The organism is Paenarthrobacter nitroguajacolicus, from assembly GCF_051027655.1.
In the GTDB taxonomy this organism is placed as follows: Bacteria; Actinomycetota; Actinomycetes; order Actinomycetales; family Micrococcaceae; genus Arthrobacter; species Arthrobacter nitroguajacolicus.
This window is the reverse complement of sequence record NZ_CP073234.1, coordinates 4,182,563-4,198,426: the sequence shown is the minus strand read 5'-3', so window position 1 is coordinate 4,198,426 and position 15,864 is coordinate 4,182,563. Positions and strand designations below refer to the sequence as shown.

Sequence of the window (15,864 nt, the reverse complement as noted above, 5' to 3'; positions counted from 1 at the left end):
GTTTTCTCCAGTGCCTTGTGTGCCGGTCGCTCTGCGGTTGCCGGTGCTTGCGGTTCTTGATGTGGGAAAGCGCATTCCCGCTGCAATTGATCATGCACCATGACGCGCCGCATTGGCAAGCGCTTTCCCAAAAAATGGTGGAAGACTGCCATAATTTTCTTAGCGCCAGTCCCGACGCTTGCAGAAAAGGAGGGCCCCGTGGCCGCCAGCACACTGAGTGAAGTTGCCCGATTGGCCGGGGTCTCCCTCGCCACCGCATCCCGGGTCCTGAACGGCTCGTCCCGTAAGCCGGCTGAGGACATCGCGGAGCGCGTCCGCGAAGCCGCCGACAAGCTCGGCTATGTTCCCAACGCGCAGGCGCAGGCCCTGGCGAAGTCGAGCTCGGGATTGATCGGCCTCATTGTTCACGACATTGCCGACCCCTACTTCTCCGCCATCGCCCGCGGTGTCCAGGAAGCAGCCCGCCAGCAAAACCGCATGGTGTTGCTGGCCAGCACATCCGGCGCCGCGCAGGACGAAAAAGAAGCGGTAGCCGCGTTCGCCGCCCGACGTGCCGACTCCATCGTGATCGCCGGCTCGCGGTCCGTGCGCGCCGAGGACAAGCAAGGCAACATCGAACTCGCCGCGGAACTGGACCGCTACTGCCGCAATGGCGGACATGTGGGGGTTGTTGGCCACCCGGTGGTTGGCGCCTCCACTACAGAGGGCTACCACGTGGTTGAAGTCCCCAACGAGGAGCTCGCAGCCGGCCTTGCTGTGGAATTGGCCGCTACGCATGGTGGTGAATTCCTCATCGTTGCGGGTCCCGAAGGGCTGTACACCTCCGACGACCGGGTCCGCGGCTTCCAGCGGGGTCTCGCAGACGCTGGAAGACCCGCAGCAGAGATCATCCGTACCGGCTTCAACCGCGCTGGAGGATACGACGCCGGTCCCGCACTCGCCGAGCGGATCAAGGCCTCCGAAAAACGGCTCTGCATCTTCGCCGTGAACGACGTCATGGCCATTGGTGTTACCGCTGCGCTCCGGACCGAAGGCGTATGGATTCCCCGGGATGCCACCATTGCGGGTTTTGACGACATCGAAACCCTCCGCGACTTCCGCCCTGCCTTGTCCACGGTGCACCTGCCGTTGGAGGACATAGGCCGCCTGGCAGCCGGCGACCCTGACACCGCGCCGGTCAGCGGCGCGGTGAAACTCCGCCGCAGCACGGAAACTCCGGTGGAATCGCAAGTCTGACCAGGTCAGAAGGCATAACCGTCGTGGACGTTAAGGCACAACGGCCCAATTTCAGCGGATGGGCTGGACTGAGTAGCCGGCGCTAGTCCTCGCCCAGTGTGATCGTGTGCAGGAAAGCGGCGTCGTTGAGGACGTTTTCCGGCAGGTCGTCCTCAACGAATTCCAGCATGATGTCCATATCCTTGCCGTTGCCGCGCAGGACATCGGTGACTGTCTGCCACAGCAGCTTCCGGTTCCGCAGTGGAAAGCGCTCGGCTTCGGGTCCCCAGGAGAAACAATGCACGCCCGCCAGGTGCGGCAAGACTTCGTGGAGGGACTCAAGCGCCTGCTTGTCCGAAAGTCCGACGGCGGGCTGCCAGTAGGTGCCGACGTTGGGGTGATTCACCCGGTTCAGTAAGTCGAGGGTGGTGGCGGGAGAGTCGGTAAGGGTGTTGCCGTGGTATTCGAAGACGATGGCGATGCCGCGGGCGGCCGCAAGATCGGCGATACGCCGGGTGTCTTGGACCACCGCATCCCAGTAGTCCTCGTTGGCCTCGGCAGAGCCAAGTTCCCCGGCCCACACGCGGATCCGGGGAGCGCCAAGCCCTGTGGCAAGGTCCAGCGCGCGGCCAAAGTCCCCGAACGCGCCGCAGCGGTAGTACGAGCCGAGCGAGAGGACGCTGAGTCCGGCCGCCACCGTGGCTTCCTTGGCGTGCGCCGCTGACTCGGAATCGCTGACGTGCACATCGGTACCCCACTCGATCCCGGCCAAGCCTGCGTCCGAAGAAATTCGGACCACATCGTCTATCCCCTGCGAACGGAGAGTGACGGAACAGATGCCTGGCGTGAGATCAGCCAGCGTAGTGAGGTCGATCATGGACACAGGATATCGGGAATGCGCTTACCCAGTAAGGGCGTATCGCCTGTTGAACACATTCGTGCCGACTTCCGCCGCGCGCACCCCTTGAGCACCAAAGCCGCACCCGTTCCCTCCGTGCGCACCAGAGGTTACTGGTGCAAAGCGCGGAAAGTGCAGCGAACGCGCCAAGTCAGCCATGACAGTGACCGCGCACTTCCCCGCGCTACAGATCGATCCAGTAGCGTCGGATCGATTCGGTGACACCCAGCGCCGGGGCGAAGCTCGCTGGAGGACGGACGCTCTCAAGGACGCCTCCGCACGACTCGATGGTGCGGGCGGACGCCACATTAGGCTGCTTGCAGGTCACCAGGACGCGCTCCATTCCGAGCGTGCGCCCTTCTTCCATGGCACCCTTCAAGGCAAACTTGGCGAGGCCCTGGCCTCTTGCGCTTGGCCTTATTCCGTAGCCGATGTGTCCGCCCACTTCGGTCAGGTATTCGTTCGCGAGTGCGTGCCTCAGGCTGACGGAGCCCAGGTAGGCAGCATCCCGCACCACCCATATGGTGCTTTGGTTGGCCAATCCCTCGGGAGGCCGGAAGCTCTGCTTGGGCAATTCATGCAGTACTTCAACCCATTTCGCGAAGTCGATGCTGTCGCGAAGATCCAAGTCGTATCTCGCTGCCACGAAGGCCGCAGAACCGTCTTGGTCCAAGGTTCCCCACTCGTCATAACTTTCCAGCCAGGAGGTATGGAAGCTTGCCGACGGCGTAGTGAGCTTGTGAATCATTCGGTGAGCCTACTACGCCAACTAGTTCGACTTACTCAGCGTCCTGCCCATGATGGCCTGCGTGAGGGCATCGATGACCTCGGCGTTTGCCAGGGGATTCCGGATCAGGGTGAAGTCGACGTCGCCTACCGGCGGCAGCCCGAAACGTTGCGTGATGACCTTTAGGTCCTCGGGCACCAGCGACGCCGGCATCACGGCAACTCCGATGCCGGCACGAACGGCCGCGAGCACTCCGCTGATCTGCTTGGTGCTGCAGGTGATCCGCCAGGTCCGGCCTTCGGCTTCCAGTGCATCAATGGCCAGTTTGCGGCTCAGGCTTGGCGCTGGGTAGGCGATCAGTGGGACGGGCGCCCCAGGTTCCAGCACGGTCTGCTCGACGCCGACCCATGCGAAATTGTCGTGCCGGACCACCGTGCCTTCCTTTGCACCGGCCACCCATTTCACGAACACCAGGTCCAGTTGGCCGGCATTGAGTCGCTTGTACAGCTGGTCACTTTGGCTGACGGTGAGCTCTAAGTTGATCTGGGGGTACAACTGCCGGAACTCGCGGAGGATCCGGGGGAGGCCGGTGATGGCGAGGTCGTCTGCGGTGCCGAACCGGAGGCGCCCTCTCATGGCCGAACCGGAAAAGTAGCGGGCGGCGGAGTCGTGGGCGGCAAGGATGCTGCGGGCAAAACCGGCCATGGCGTCGCCGTTGTCGGTGAGCCGGACCTCGCGGGTATCGCGGGCAACCAGCACCCGTTTGGCAGCGGCCTCAAGCTTGCGGACATGCTGGCTGACGGTGGGCTGAGCGAGCCCAAGGCGATCCGCGGCTTTGGTGAAACTCAGCGTTTCTGCGACGGCCAAAAAGGAACGGAGCTGGACAGGTTCGAACACGGAACTCCTAAAGCGCAGGTCAACGCCGGGCCGGAGTACTGCGCCCTTGCAGCATGGTCATTGCGTTCCGCAATGCTAGTTATAGGCGCAATACGCTTCCATAATTGCTGCTCGCCACCCTAGCGTTAAACGCATCCCACCGAAACTCTCCATCCGAGGACTACCTTTGGCACCCCCACCGCCTTCAGCGGCAAACGTCAGCCAGCCCGTCATCGATTCCCTATCCGCACCTCAGCCCGCGGACACCGTCACCCAGCCACTCGCCGTCGTGAGTGAAAAGCTGCCCTGGCGGCATACCTTCATCTCCCTGAAGGTCCCCAATTTCAGGATCTTCGCGATCGGTCATTTCATCGCCGTGATCGCGATCTGGATGCAGCGCATCGCCCAAGACTGGATGGTGCTGCAGCTTTCCGGTTCCGTCACCGCCGTCGGAATTACTGTGGCATTGCAGTTCATGCCCTCGCTTTTCCTTGGCCCTTGGGGCGGCATGATTGCCGACCGCTTTGCCAAGCGAAAGATCCTCATCATCTGCCAATCCGCGGCCGCCGTGCTCGCGGCCGCGTTGGCGGTGCTCTCCCTGAGCCAGCGAGTCGAAGTGTGGCATGTGTACGTCATCGCCCTGCTTTTGGGCTTCGTGACGGTTCTGGACCAGCCGGCCCGGCAGGTTTTCGTCAATGAGCTCGTCGGCCCCAAATACCTCCGGAACGCCATCAGCGTTAACTCCACCACATTCCAGCTCGGCGGACTGATCGGTCCCGCCCTGGCCGGTGTGCTGCTCACCGCAGTGGGTGCCGGATGGGCCTTCGCGGCGAACGCCGTGGCCTGCTGCTCAACTGTTGCGATGCTGTTGATCCTCCGCAAGGACCAGTTGCACCTCAGCCAGCCGACCCCTCGCAAGAAGGGAATGCTCCGCGAAGGACTCAACTACGCGCTCAGCAAGCCCACAATCTACTGGCCGTGGTTGATGGCCGGGTTCGTGGCAGTTTTCGCCATGAGCCTGCCGGTGCTGCTGGCCGCTTTCGCGGACAACGTGTACGACGCCGGCGCCGGAGGCTACGGCCTGCTGAACGCCATGGTTGCGCTCGGTGCGCTGATGGGAGCCGTAGCGTCCACACGGCGTCGCCAGTTGCGGTTGCGCTCGGTGGTGACGTCGGCGGGGTTGTACGGGCTGATGCTCTGTGCGTCCTCGCTGATGCCGTCCATGGTGTGGTTCAGCGTCACCATGGTCCTCGCCGGATTCTGGTGCCTCATGTTCCTCACAGCGGCCAACCAAATGGTGCAGACCAGCTCCAACATGAGCATCCGCGGACGCGTCATGAGCCTGTACCTCGTGGTGCTGATCGGTGGGCAGGCAATCGGCGGCCCCATGATGGGTTGGCTCGCCGAGCACCTCGGTCCCCACCTTGCCGTCATGATCTCCGGTGGCGTGCCGGCCATCGCGGCTGCGGTAGTCGCCGTCGTACTGGCCCGGAAGTCATCCCTGCACATCAAAGTGGACCTGCGCGATCGGCGTCGGGTGCTGCGGATCGTGCAGGAGCCTCAGACGGCTTAACCAGGATGAAGCGCCCCCGACAGCCGGGGGCGCTTCATTCTGTGCGGGCTATCTTGGCTGAAGCTGTGCCACTGGCAGATGTGGGTATTCCGCCGAGCGTCCCTGGAACTCCAGGACGTCCGGATTGCGGATAACACCTTCACGTATCTCAATGGCACGGGAGACGGTCTCGTTGGCATCCCAGCTTTCCGGCCCGGCCACAACAGTGTCCAGGAAGGGAAGCAGGGCTTCGCTGATCTCCCAGCTGGCCGAGTTCCAAAGGTATGACGGACTGTGGTCCACGGCGTAGTAATTAACGTGCCCGCCCACGCGGAACATGGGCTCGTCGAAAGTGGTGGTCCGCGCCCAGCTGAAGCCCATGCCTTCGTCGCAGGACACGTCAACGATCAGGCTGTCCGGCTGGAATTCCGCCAGATCCTCCGTGCGGAGGTAGGTCAGCGGAGCGTTCGGGTCCTGCAGGGTGCAATTGACCACGATGTCCGCCGCGGCCAGGAACGGTGCCAAGGGCTTGCGCCCCTTGTCCGTGATGACTTCGCTGAGGAACGGCGCCTTGCTGTCATGGTCGAATTGCACGATCCGCACTGAATGGATCGGAGACCCGACGGCGGCGACGCCCCGGTTGGTGAGCACCTGGACGTCGTGGACGCCGTGGGCGTTCAGCGCAGTGACGGCACCACGCGCCGTGGCCCCGAAACCGATGACCACAGCGCTGAGGCGGCGGCCGTAATCGCCGGTGGAACCAGTCAATGCCAGTGCATGCAGCACAGAGCAGTAGCCGGCGAGCTCGTTGTTCTTGTGGAAGACGTGCAGGCCAAAGCCGCCGTCGCCCGCCCAGTGGTTCATGGCCTCAAAGGCGATGAGCGTGAGCTTCTTGTCGATGGCAAGCTGGGTGATAGCCCGGTCCTGTACACAGTGCGGCCAGCCCCACAACGTTTGACCGTCACGGAGTTCGGCCAGATCCTGGGCCTGCGGCTTGGGGAGGAGGATGACGTCGTTGTTCGCAATCAACTCCTGGCGTGTACCGAGCCCGCCCACCAACGATTCCAGCTTGCTGTCCGGGACACCGAACCGCTCGCCGTAGCCGTACTCAAAGCGAAGTTGCCGGCGCACTTCCGGAGCAATGCGTTCCAAGTGCTGCGGGTGGATCGGCAGGCGTCGCTCGTTGGGTTTCAGCGAAGTAGCAAGGACACCAATGCTCAGCGGGCCGGTTGGTGCGGTCACTTCTTGTTGCCGGTAGAGGGCTTGGCGGCCTCGGTGGCGGAGGACTCGGAAGCCCGCTTATCCGCGCGTTTTTCCTTGATGGATTTGCTGGATTTCTTTGACGCAGTTTGGCGCGGTGATTTGTCGCCCATGATGGCTCCCTTAGAGCGGAGCCGAAATGGCTCCTGACTCCTGACGATACACCTCCCCGCATGGCTTTGTGGCCGGAGTCACGCGTGCTGGACCGCAGGCCTCTGGCTGACTGGGTCGGCCGGCGTCGGACTATTGCGCCGGCTGAACGGCCGGGCGGCCATGCGTTACACGGTGAGTGACGCGATCCGCGGTGTCGTCCACGGTCACAACTTTCTCCACTGGCTCCAGGTAGAAGCGGGCACTGCTGATGATGCCCTCATCCACGCCGAAAATGATGACGCCGGTCATCTCATGCTGGGTGCCATCACGGCGGGCGCCTTTCAGGTGCAGCTCGGTCCACACGCTGGTCCCGCTCACGCTGTGCGCCAACATGCGGGCTGCGATGTCCGGTACGCCGGTGAACAGTTGCTCCCAATTGCTGCGGATAGTGTCCCGTCCCGTGAATCCCCGGGTGGGGTGGGCCGGTGTCTCGTTGACGTAGCCTGGCGCGAAACACTCAGCCAGGGCTTCAAGATCATGCTTGTTCGTGGCTTCCAGCAGGCGGTTGATGACGGCGAGTGGACCCGCCTCACCATCGTCGGTGAGAGTCATTGGAGGACCTCCCGGATAGGTGGATGTACGTAAGAGTTTAGGCTTACGAGGCCTCCCGGTCGACGGGTAAGCGGCCCTCTTTGGTGAGTACCGTCGTCGAGCGCTTTTTTGTTCTTGGACAGGGTTCAGTCCTCGGGCAAAGAGAAACCCCGGATCACTGGATCCGGGGCTTTCCTGGAGCGGGCGACGGGAATCGAACCCGCGTATCGAGCTTGGGAAGCTAGCGCTCTACCATTGAGCTACGCCCGCATTGCCCGGAAAAACTCCCCGAGCGAGTCCTAGCTTAGCGCAGTTGCAGGACTCCCCATGACCGGCGCACCGGACGCCTACTTGAACAGCTTCATGCCATTCCAGCCGTTGCCCACCTGGCGCTGACCGCCCCAGGCCCCGGTCCCCAGACGGTAATCGACGAGGTAGCCATCCACGGTTTGGGCAGTGATGCTGCGCGTGCCCGGACCGGATAAACCGAAGCTCGGAACCAGTGCTTTCATGGTTCCCCACCCGGAACCCACTGTGGTGGGCAGGCCTGCGAAGCCACCCCCGCCGTTGCCGGGATAACTCAGCAAGTGCCCGGACGTTGTGGTCGCCAGGATGTCGTTGGCGCCGTCGGCATTCCAATCGGCCATGGTCAGGCCCATGCCCGCCCAGCCACTTCCAATGTCCACCCGGTAGGTCAACGCCCTACCCGAGGTGTTGGGGTAGTATCGGAGCCCGCCATCGGGGAAGTAGCCCACGATGCCTGGATACCCCTGCGCCGCGGACCATTTGCCCACGGTAATCGTCATCTGGTCCCAGTCACCTGTTCCCACCACGATCTGCGTGGAGAACGCACCGCCGGGCCAACCCTTGAACAAGCCCAAGGTGCCGTTGTCCCATTGCGCCAAAATGTCGTAGACGCCATCAGCGTCCCAGTCCACCACGAAGGCCTGCTTCAAGCCCTGCCAGTTGGAACCGATCACCGTGGGGATGCCATAGCCACCACCGCCGTGTGCAGGGTAGCGAAGCAGCCGCCCGGACGAGTCCGCAGCAACCAGGTCCGCGCCGGAGGTGATGCTGGCATACGCAGTGGGGTTGCCGGCGAAATACTGCTCCATGGTGGGGAAGCCACGGCGTTTCATGTCGGTGGCGAGATCCACTCCGACGTAGCGCAGGTGCCACGGCTCATAGCTGTAGCCAGTGACGTTCGTGTAGCCGTTGGGGTAGCGGACAATGAAGCCGTACTTGTGGGCATTCGCTGCCACCCAGATCCCGGCTGGAGTGTCCCCGAAACAGGTGCTGAGGCCGCAGGAACCGTTGGCGTTCCCGACGTCGACGGCGAGCCCCGTCTGGTGCTCGCTGTGCCCCGGACGTGCGGAGATCAGGTCCGCCTGTGCTTGGCCGTAGATGCTGACGTAATAGGAGTAGACCTGCTGCTGCTGCGCGTAGGAACGGTAACCGCTCACCACGGCCAACCCGCCCGTGCCGGCATCAGCCGCACCTTGGAACAACCCATTGAGCCAGGCTGCAGCCTCGGCACGCAGGTACTGGCCGGAGCCGCGGGCGTTGACCAGGTCGCCGGGCGCGTAGCTCACAGGGTTCAAAGGCCGGGACTTGTTGACCAGGACAGAGTAGTTCGCGGGGTCGCCCACAGGATCGACGCTCGGCAGTGGATTCGCAGTGGTCGGTACTGCACTTTGAACGACGACGGCGGCGCGTGCGTTGCTCTGTGCCGTAACAGCCGTGGTGGTCGGCGCAGCCGTGGCAGGAGCCGCAGTTACCACGCCGCCAGCCACCGCCAGACTGAACAAAGCAGCGCAAGCCGCCAGCCGTCGTCGTGCGTTCCTCATGGAACCCGAGTGGTTTTGACCTCGCATTACGCCCCCAATTTGCTTGTAGTCAGCCGCAGGCACTCTACCCGGCCCACGCACTCCTGTCAGCAGTACCCCGGGAAAATCGGGAGATAACCATTCGGTCAAGGCTCGGCAGTCATGTGTTGCTGGCGGCCGCCGCTGACTATTCTGAAGGTGTTAGCTGCAGCGTATGGGGAACCGGGCTACGACACTCGACCGTACGCCGAAAGAGGTATCCATGGCATTCGCTGCCAATGAAGTGGTGATCAGCAAGGACGCCATGACCGTTTACGGATTCCTCATGGACGGGATGAACAACTCCCTATGGCGTTCGGGTGTGCGCAGTATCGCGCTTCGCTCCGGCATTCGCGGCCAAAAAGGTGCCCTCTACCAACAGACGGTTTCCGGCCCCGGCGGGCGCCCCGTAGCCGCCGACTTCAGGATCACCGAAGCCCGCCCGGGAGCCGAAGTCCGTTACGCCGTGGTGGCCGGACCCGCGCGGCCTACCGGAGGTTTCTACCTCAGCACCGAAGGCAACACCACCCGCCTCCGGTTCGCCCTTGAGTACCACCCCAAGGGCCTGCGGAAGCTTATGAATGGCATATTCCAGAAGGCGCTGGAGGGCGAAGTGGCGCAGTTGGAACAACTCAAGGTTGCCATCGAGTCCCACTCGGACGCTTAGCCGCGGCTGTTGACGCGCGACGCCGGATTGGCGCACGACGCCGACACGCAGGTTGGGGTGGCATGCCTTTCTATTGGGCGAACTTCAGCCCGCCCCAGCCGATGCCGATGGTCACCGGCGTGGTAAGCCGTCCTGTGTTGAGATCCCAATATTCAACGACTCCGTTGCGGTCCAGTCCGGCAACACCCGTCGAATCGGGACCCGTTACCCCGCGAAGCGCCCTCAAGCCCGTATAGTCGGTCCATTCAGCGCCCACAACCGGACGGGATTCCTGCTTGGGTGTGCCCAGCCCGCTGCCGCGGTACAGCCTGAGGGTTCCATTGGCCTCAGTGGTGAGGAGGTCCTGGAAGCCGTCGGCATTGTAGTCCACCATGCTTAGCCTGATCGCTGGGAATCCCGTGCCGATTGCCGCTTGGGCACGGATGTAGGCAAGGCCGGCGTTCTTATAGAGGTACAGGTTGCCGCCCGAATCCATGGCAACGATCTGGGGAAGCCGGTTGTTGGCGCACCAAGTGCCCACGGTGATGTTCAGGGTCCCCCAGCCCTGGCCAAGGGCAATGGGATCCTTGAACCCACCTGTCTGAAGGCCGGGGTACACCAGCAGGGCGCCGTCGAGTCTTTGGGAGATCAGATCAAAAACGCCGTCGCGGTCCCAGTCCGTGATGAAGAGGTCTTTGAGCCCTGTGAAGCCGACGCCGATTCTCTTGCCGCCGCCGTACCTGCCGCCACCCCATGATGGGTAGGCAACCACCGAGCCGTCGCCGGCGATTGACACGAGGTCGGCTGCGCTGCTGATGGATGCCGCGCTCAAGTTAAGGGTTGGCGGTTGGTGTTTGCTGCCCGGTTCGCAGACACCCACAGGGTCGGTTGGTGGCGGGACTGTACCGCCCGGGCTCGTGGTGGTCCCTGCCGGCAAAGATGTGTAGCCAAAGAAATTCACTACGCCCCAGAGCGTGTAGCGGTTGGGGGTGGTCTGCCAGTTGCCGTCCGTGTAGGTGATGCCGATGCCCATGACGTTAAACCGGGGATCACGCAGAAGGGCGTCGTGACCGGGAGAACCCTTCCACCACTCCACAAGCTGCGCTGCGTCACGGTCCCAGCGGACAGCGATGACTTCACCCGCCCCGTTGTTGGGGTTGAGAGCCCGGGGATCAGTCCAGAAGTTGGCGCGGTGCTGGATCACCTCACGCGTCGCGATGTTGTTGGACCAGTCCTGAGCCAGGCTGGCCACCGTGGCGTGGTACTTCACAGGAGCCAGGCCGAGCGATGCACGGTAACTGTTGATCGCGTTGAACACAGTCAGGATCGCAGCTGTGTTGCTGTCCGGGAGGAGCGCCAGCGCGCCGTTCTCCGGATCCACGGTGCTGCTCGGGCTCTTGCCCGGGAAGGGGGTGAGTGTAGGGGTTGGTGTCGCTTCGGGCGTCGCCGTCGGGGCTGGTGAGGCGGTTTCGAGCGTTGGAGTGGGGGACGGACTTCCTGTCGGTGCAGGCGTTTCAATTGATGGCGATGTTTCGCTGGGGGAAGTTGGTTCTGTTGGTGCGGGCGTTTCGGTTGTAGACGCAGACGGTCCAGGCCCGGCGGCCTGGGCGGATGGCGTTGGTGCGGCGGGAACAGTACCGAGAGTCTCTTGTGGAGACGGCTCCGCTACGGGTGGCTCGGTGGCACCGGGATCCGAGGGGTTTTCAGGCCCCCAGGAGGGCCCGATGTTGGGCACGGGGGGTGGCGTCTCAAACACCGGATCTATAGCGACGGGCCCGCCGTCCGTGTCGGTTTCCGCGCCGGCGCTTGGTGTCGACTCCGGCGTTCCGAGGTCCGGCGCGGGCACTGTGGTGGGGTCCGAGGCGTTGCCGGCCGCCGGGAGGGGCGCTGAAGGTGCGGGGTCCGCCGTCGTGGTTTCCTTTGGTGCCGTCATCCCTGAAGGGACAACGGCCGAAGGTGTGACGGTGGGCCCGGGGACCGTCTGCGTTGACGGGAGAATCTGGCTGGAGGCGGCCACCCCCAGAGCCAATACGCCAGCCAGCACGATAGCGGCAGGCGCAGCCAGTTTTCTCACAATTACCCCGCGAATGCTCGTTGCCCCCAAGTACGGGCGCGGTTCTACATGTCCGGGAACTATAGTCCCATGGGGCGGCGCGGACAATGCATGGGGTATTTGATGCATGGGGTATTTTTGATGCTGTGCTGATCTCTGACCGCGATATTCGTGCCGAAATAGACTCCCAACGGATTGTTCTTGAACCGTACGACCCCGCGATGGTTCAGCCATCTTCCGTTGACGTGCGGATTGACCGGTTTTTCCGGCTCTTCGACAACCATAAATATGCCCACATCGACCCTGCCGAGGAACAGCCCGAACTGACCCGGCTGGTTGAAGTGGAAGGCGACGAGCCATTCATCCTGCACCCCGGGGAATTCGTACTCGGCTCAACCTACGAAACCGTCAGCCTGGCCGACGATATCGCTGCCCGTCTCGAAGGGAAGTCATCCCTCGGACGCCTCGGGCTGCTGACGCACTCCACGGCCGGATTCATTGACCCCGGTTTCTCAGGTCACGTGACCTTGGAGCTCTCCAACGTGGCAACTCTGCCCATCAAGCTGTGGCCCGGCATGAAAATCGGACAGCTGTGCTTCTTCCGACTGACGTCCTCGGCCGAGCACCCCTACGGTTCCGGCGAATACGGCAACCGTTACCAGGGCCAGCGAGGACCCACCGCGAGCCGCAGCCACCAGAACTTCCACCGGACGTCCATCTAGCCTCGTTTGGTGCCTGTGCCGAGGGGTAGCTCTCGGCACTTTTGAGACTCGCTACGCTGGTGCGCGCTCCTGTGTCCGCGGGGGAGCTCCCGGCGACTTCCGAATGGCCTTGACCACCGGTTCCACGAAGCGGGCAGCCAGCGGGCCAAGGATGGCCATGATGAGCACATACGCGGTGGCGAGTGCCGCAAGTTCGTCCGGAACTGCCCCGGACGCAACAGCCAGACCAGCGATGACAATGGAGAATTCACCGCGCGCAATCAGGGCAGCGCCAGCGCGGAAACGGCCCGGGACGGCGATGCCGGCCCTCTTGGCAGCCCAGAATCCTGTGAGCATCTTGGTAGCTGCGGTGATGACGGCCAGCACCAGGGCCCAACCAAGGACGGGCGGAATGGACGTCGGATCGGTGTTCAGCCCGAACGCCACGAAGAAGATCGCTGCGAAGAGATCCCGCAACGGTTCGAGGATTCTGGTGGCGTTGTGGGCAGTGGCACCGGAGATTGCGATGCCCAGCATGAAGGCACCCACTGCGGCGGACACCTGCAGCGCCGAAGCGATGCCGGCCACCAGGAGGGCGAGACCGAGCACGTTCAGTAGGAAGACCTCGGAGTTTTCGCTGTGAACTGCTTGCGAGACCCGGTGCCCGTGCTTGAGGGCGATGACCAGCACCACGGTGACTACTGCAAGGGCAATTCCCACAGTCTGAAGTCCACCCAGGAACCCTACTCCGGCCAGGATGGCCGTGAGGATCGGAAGGTAGATAGCCATGGCCAGGTCTTCAAAAACGAGAATTGACAGCACCACTGGAGTTTCGCGGTTACCGATCCGGCCGAGGTCCGTGATCACCTTGGCGGCGATTCCGGATGATGAGATATAGGTGACGCCACCCATGACGATGGCGCCCACAAGTCCCCAACCCAGAAGCACGGCGAGTCCCGCGCCGGGAAGGAAGTTGAGGACAAAATCCAGGACGCCGGCCTGCCACGATCGCCGAAGGCCAGTGACGAGCTCCGACGCCGTATATTCCAATCCGAGCATAAGCAGCAGGAGGATAACGCCGATTTCACCGGAAAGATGGGCGAACTCGTGCATTCCGTCCAACTTGACGAACCCGCCGGCTCCGAAGGCCAAGCCACCCACCAAATAGAGCGGGATGGGGGACATGCCTATTCGGCCCGCCAATCGAGCAAGGAGACCGAGGCAGAAGACGACGGCCCCCAGTTCAACGAGGGCTAGTGCGAGCGGATCCATTCCGGTCAGCCGTTGCGGAGGATGTCGGCTGCCGAGTCAAGACCTTCCTGCGTGCCGACCGCTACGAGCAAATCACCGGTGTGAAGTACGACGTCGGGTGCCGGCGAGGGGACAACCTCACCTTCGCGCATGATCGCCACGATGGAAACACCACTCCGGGTGCGGATCTGCGCCTTGCCCATGGGCTGGTTGACGAAGGGTGAATCCGGGGTGATGGAGAACTGGCGGGTGACGATGCCCGGTATCTCGCGATGTTCTTCTGCCAAGCGCATGGCAATGTGCTGGCCGCCCAAGAGGTTCCCCAGTGTCGATGCTTCGTCTGCTGTCAACGGGATGGAGGCTTGGCACGTGTCGGGGTCGTCCCAGGTGGACACGAACAGCTCGGTCTCACCCTCGCGAAGTTCCACCACACCGATGCGACGGCCCGACGCCGTGACGAAATCCTTGCGGATCCCGAGGCCCGGGAGTTCAGTCTCATCCACGTTCATAGCTACACCCTAACTCTGTTGTATGGGTCTGGTACGGCGATAATGCTCAGCCAGTCCTATGTAGTTAACGCTCAGGGACCACGGCTATTTCCACCTTGGCCGGTGGCTTCACTGGCAGGATCACCAACAGGCCGGCCAGAAGGACCACCATGATTCCCAGGATGCCCCAGCGCTGGGCTTCACCTTCTGCTACAAGCGGCGAGGCGATGGCGATACACAGCGTGAAGAGCGTCGGTGCGAGGAAGCTGACGGCCCGCCCAGTGGTCGCGTAGAGCCCGAAAAGCTCCCCGGACTCTCCGTGGGGGGCAAGCCTTGCAAGATATGCGCGTGAGGACGATTGTGCCGGTCCCACGAACAAGCAGAGCAGCAGGCCGAAGACCCAGAACGTAGTGGCACCGGGCCAGTCATTGCCAAAGAAAACGTAGTCGCCGTTACCCAGGACCAGAATGGCCGTGCCTGCGACGAGGAGTCCAATCAGCGAGAGGATAATGACTGCCTTCGGTCCGATCCTGTCGTCAAGGAAGCCTCCAATGATTGCACCGACGGCCGCCACGACGTTGCCGAAGATGGCGAAGAAGATAACGTCCTTGAGCTCGAAGCCGAACGTCCCCGCGGCGATGACGCCGCCGAAAGTAAATACTGCCGCCAAGCCGTCACGGAAAATAGCGCTGGAAAGCAGGAAGTAGATGGTGTGGGGGCTGGTCCGATAGATGGCCCCAATGCGGCGGAACAACAACTTGTAGGACGCAATGAAGCCCAGCGACGCGGTGCTTTTCTTCACGGAAACTTCAGGAACAGCGAACATCACGGGAAGGGCAAAGATGAAGAACCATAGTGCCGAGAAGATGGCAACGAGCCGGATGTTCAAGGAGTCCTGCGTTGAAGCGCCAAACCACTCGAAGGAGGGCTGCACGAAGAGCTGAAGAACCAGGAGGAGCGCAACGATGCCGCCCAGGTAACCCATGGCCCAGCCGAAGCCGCTGACCCTGCCGATGTTCCGGGGCGTAGATATCTGGGCCAGCATGGCGTTGTAGTTCACGCCGGCAAACTCAAAGAAGATGTTGCCGAGTGCTATCAGGCATACCCCCAGCAGCAGGAACTCGGGTTGGGGGAACACGAAGAAACAGAGCGCTGTCAGGACAGCCGTTGCGGCGGTGTTGACGCCGAGCCACATCTTGCGGCGTCCCCCGGCGTCGGAACGCTGTCCGGTGACGGGAGCCAGCAAGGCAATGGCGAGGCCGGCAACGGCGAGGGCAGCACCGAGCGCGGCCGACGCCGCATCTTCTCCGCCGAACGCATTGGACGTGAGGTAAACGGTGAAGACGAAGGTGGTCATCACCGCTTGGAAGGCAGCTGAGCCCCAGTCCCAGGATGCCCAGGCAAGGATCTGTCCTTTCTTGGAAGCGACGGGTCCTGAGGCAAGCTCGGACGTCGAGTGGGAGGCTTCGGGAACTGCGGCCGCGTTCATAGCTTGAATGCTATAGCGACAGCGGAGAACGGCGGGTAGATGACAGACCGCTATGTGGAGAACGAGGCTTTAAGCCATGCGCGCAGTCAGCTTCCCATGCCAAAAACTGTCGGTTCGCCTTGATAAACTAGCTAAACCGAACCCAACGTATGACCGCCT

Annotated in this window: 15 protein-coding genes and 1 tRNA gene; 4 read left to right on the top strand and 12 right to left on the bottom strand. The window is 62.7% G+C overall.

Annotated elements, in window-relative coordinates; all coding sequences use genetic code 11:
• Window positions 1-198 precede the first annotated feature (198 nt).
• On the top strand, window positions 199-1,236 hold the full coding sequence (locus KCX59_RS19800) for a LacI family DNA-binding transcriptional regulator (RefSeq protein ID WP_178995784.1): 1,038 nt from the start codon (window positions 199-201) through the stop codon (window positions 1,234-1,236).
• Window positions 1,237-1,318: 82 nt separating this feature from the next.
• Here KCX59_RS19800 and KCX59_RS19795 read toward each other — a convergent pair whose 3' ends face one another.
• The 3 genes from KCX59_RS19795 to KCX59_RS19785 all read right to left on the bottom strand — a co-directional run bounded on the left by KCX59_RS19795 (window position 1,319) and on the right by KCX59_RS19785 (window position 3,737).
• The gene (locus KCX59_RS19795) at window positions 1,319-2,092 is read right to left on the bottom strand and encodes a sugar phosphate isomerase/epimerase family protein (protein ID WP_179017774.1); all 774 of its coding nucleotides are present in this window, start codon (window positions 2,090-2,092) and stop codon (window positions 1,319-1,321) included.
• A 205-nt stretch (window positions 2,093-2,297) separates the two neighbouring features.
• On the bottom strand, window positions 2,298-2,861 hold the full coding sequence (locus tag KCX59_RS19790; RefSeq protein WP_179017773.1) for a GNAT family N-acetyltransferase: 564 nt from the start codon (window positions 2,859-2,861) through the stop codon (window positions 2,298-2,300).
• 21 nt (window positions 2,862-2,882) lie between these two features.
• Window positions 2,883-3,737 (bottom strand): LysR substrate-binding domain-containing protein, encoded by an 855-nt coding sequence (locus tag KCX59_RS19785; protein WP_179017772.1) that lies wholly within the window; start codon window positions 3,735-3,737, stop codon window positions 2,883-2,885.
• Between the two features lie 166 nt (window positions 3,738-3,903).
• Here KCX59_RS19785 and KCX59_RS19780 point away from each other — a divergent pair, with 166 nt between their 5' ends.
• Complete coding sequence (locus tag KCX59_RS19780; RefSeq protein ID WP_178995789.1) at window positions 3,904-5,289, top strand: MFS transporter; 1,386 nt, start codon at window positions 3,904-3,906, stop codon at window positions 5,287-5,289.
• A 48-nt stretch (window positions 5,290-5,337) separates the two neighbouring features.
• Here the strand turns inward: KCX59_RS19780 and KCX59_RS19775 are convergent, their stop codons facing one another.
• From KCX59_RS19775 to KCX59_RS19755, 5 genes are all read right to left on the bottom strand, one after another.
• A complete protein-coding gene (locus tag KCX59_RS19775; RefSeq protein ID WP_091469814.1) occupies window positions 5,338-6,510 on the bottom strand; it encodes a N(5)-(carboxyethyl)ornithine synthase in 1,173 nt (390 codons plus the stop codon).
• On the bottom strand, window positions 6,507-6,641 hold the full coding sequence (locus tag KCX59_RS19770; protein WP_011776304.1) for a hypothetical protein: 135 nt from the start codon (window positions 6,639-6,641) through the stop codon (window positions 6,507-6,509). Before KCX59_RS19770 ends, KCX59_RS19775 begins: the two co-directional genes overlap by 4 nt.
• A gap of 130 nt (window positions 6,642-6,771) precedes the next feature.
• The gene (locus tag KCX59_RS19765; protein ID WP_091469817.1) at window positions 6,772-7,233 is read right to left on the bottom strand and encodes a nuclear transport factor 2 family protein; all 462 of its coding nucleotides are present in this window, start codon (window positions 7,231-7,233) and stop codon (window positions 6,772-6,774) included.
• Window positions 7,234-7,408: 175 nt separating this feature from the next.
• Window positions 7,409-7,482, bottom strand: a tRNA-Gly gene (locus KCX59_RS19760).
• A 77-nt stretch (window positions 7,483-7,559) separates the two neighbouring features.
• The gene (locus KCX59_RS19755; RefSeq protein ID WP_256871456.1) at window positions 7,560-9,059 is read right to left on the bottom strand and encodes a M15 family metallopeptidase; all 1,500 of its coding nucleotides are present in this window, start codon (window positions 9,057-9,059) and stop codon (window positions 7,560-7,562) included.
• A 241-nt stretch (window positions 9,060-9,300) separates the two neighbouring features.
• On the opposite strand from KCX59_RS19755, the gene KCX59_RS19750 reads away from it, so the two are divergent.
• A complete protein-coding gene (locus tag KCX59_RS19750) occupies window positions 9,301-9,744 on the top strand; it encodes a hypothetical protein (RefSeq protein ID WP_091469821.1) in 444 nt (147 codons plus the stop codon).
• Between the two features lie 70 nt (window positions 9,745-9,814).
• Here the strand turns inward: KCX59_RS19750 and KCX59_RS19745 are convergent, their stop codons facing one another.
• Complete coding sequence (locus tag KCX59_RS19745; RefSeq protein ID WP_370629194.1) at window positions 9,815-11,797, bottom strand: CAP domain-containing protein; 1,983 nt, start codon at window positions 11,795-11,797, stop codon at window positions 9,815-9,817.
• 125 nt (window positions 11,798-11,922) lie between these two features.
• Here KCX59_RS19745 and dcd point away from each other — a divergent pair, with 125 nt between their 5' ends.
• The gene (gene dcd, locus KCX59_RS19740) at window positions 11,923-12,498 is read left to right on the top strand and encodes a dCTP deaminase (protein WP_011776299.1); all 576 of its coding nucleotides are present in this window, start codon (window positions 11,923-11,925) and stop codon (window positions 12,496-12,498) included.
• A 51-nt stretch (window positions 12,499-12,549) separates the two neighbouring features.
• On the opposite strand, the gene KCX59_RS19735 is transcribed toward dcd, so the two are convergent.
• The 3 genes from KCX59_RS19735 to KCX59_RS19725 form a co-directional block, all read right to left on the bottom strand.
• The gene (locus KCX59_RS19735) at window positions 12,550-13,749 is read right to left on the bottom strand and encodes a cation:proton antiporter (RefSeq protein WP_091469826.1); all 1,200 of its coding nucleotides are present in this window, start codon (window positions 13,747-13,749) and stop codon (window positions 12,550-12,552) included.
• A 5-nt stretch (window positions 13,750-13,754) separates the two neighbouring features.
• The gene (locus tag KCX59_RS19730) at window positions 13,755-14,237 is read right to left on the bottom strand and encodes a cation:proton antiporter regulatory subunit (RefSeq protein WP_017199499.1); all 483 of its coding nucleotides are present in this window, start codon (window positions 14,235-14,237) and stop codon (window positions 13,755-13,757) included.
• A 64-nt stretch (window positions 14,238-14,301) separates the two neighbouring features.
• A complete protein-coding gene (locus KCX59_RS19725; protein WP_179017770.1) occupies window positions 14,302-15,705 on the bottom strand; it encodes an MFS transporter in 1,404 nt (467 codons plus the stop codon).
• Window positions 15,706-15,864: the final 159 nt, after the last annotated feature.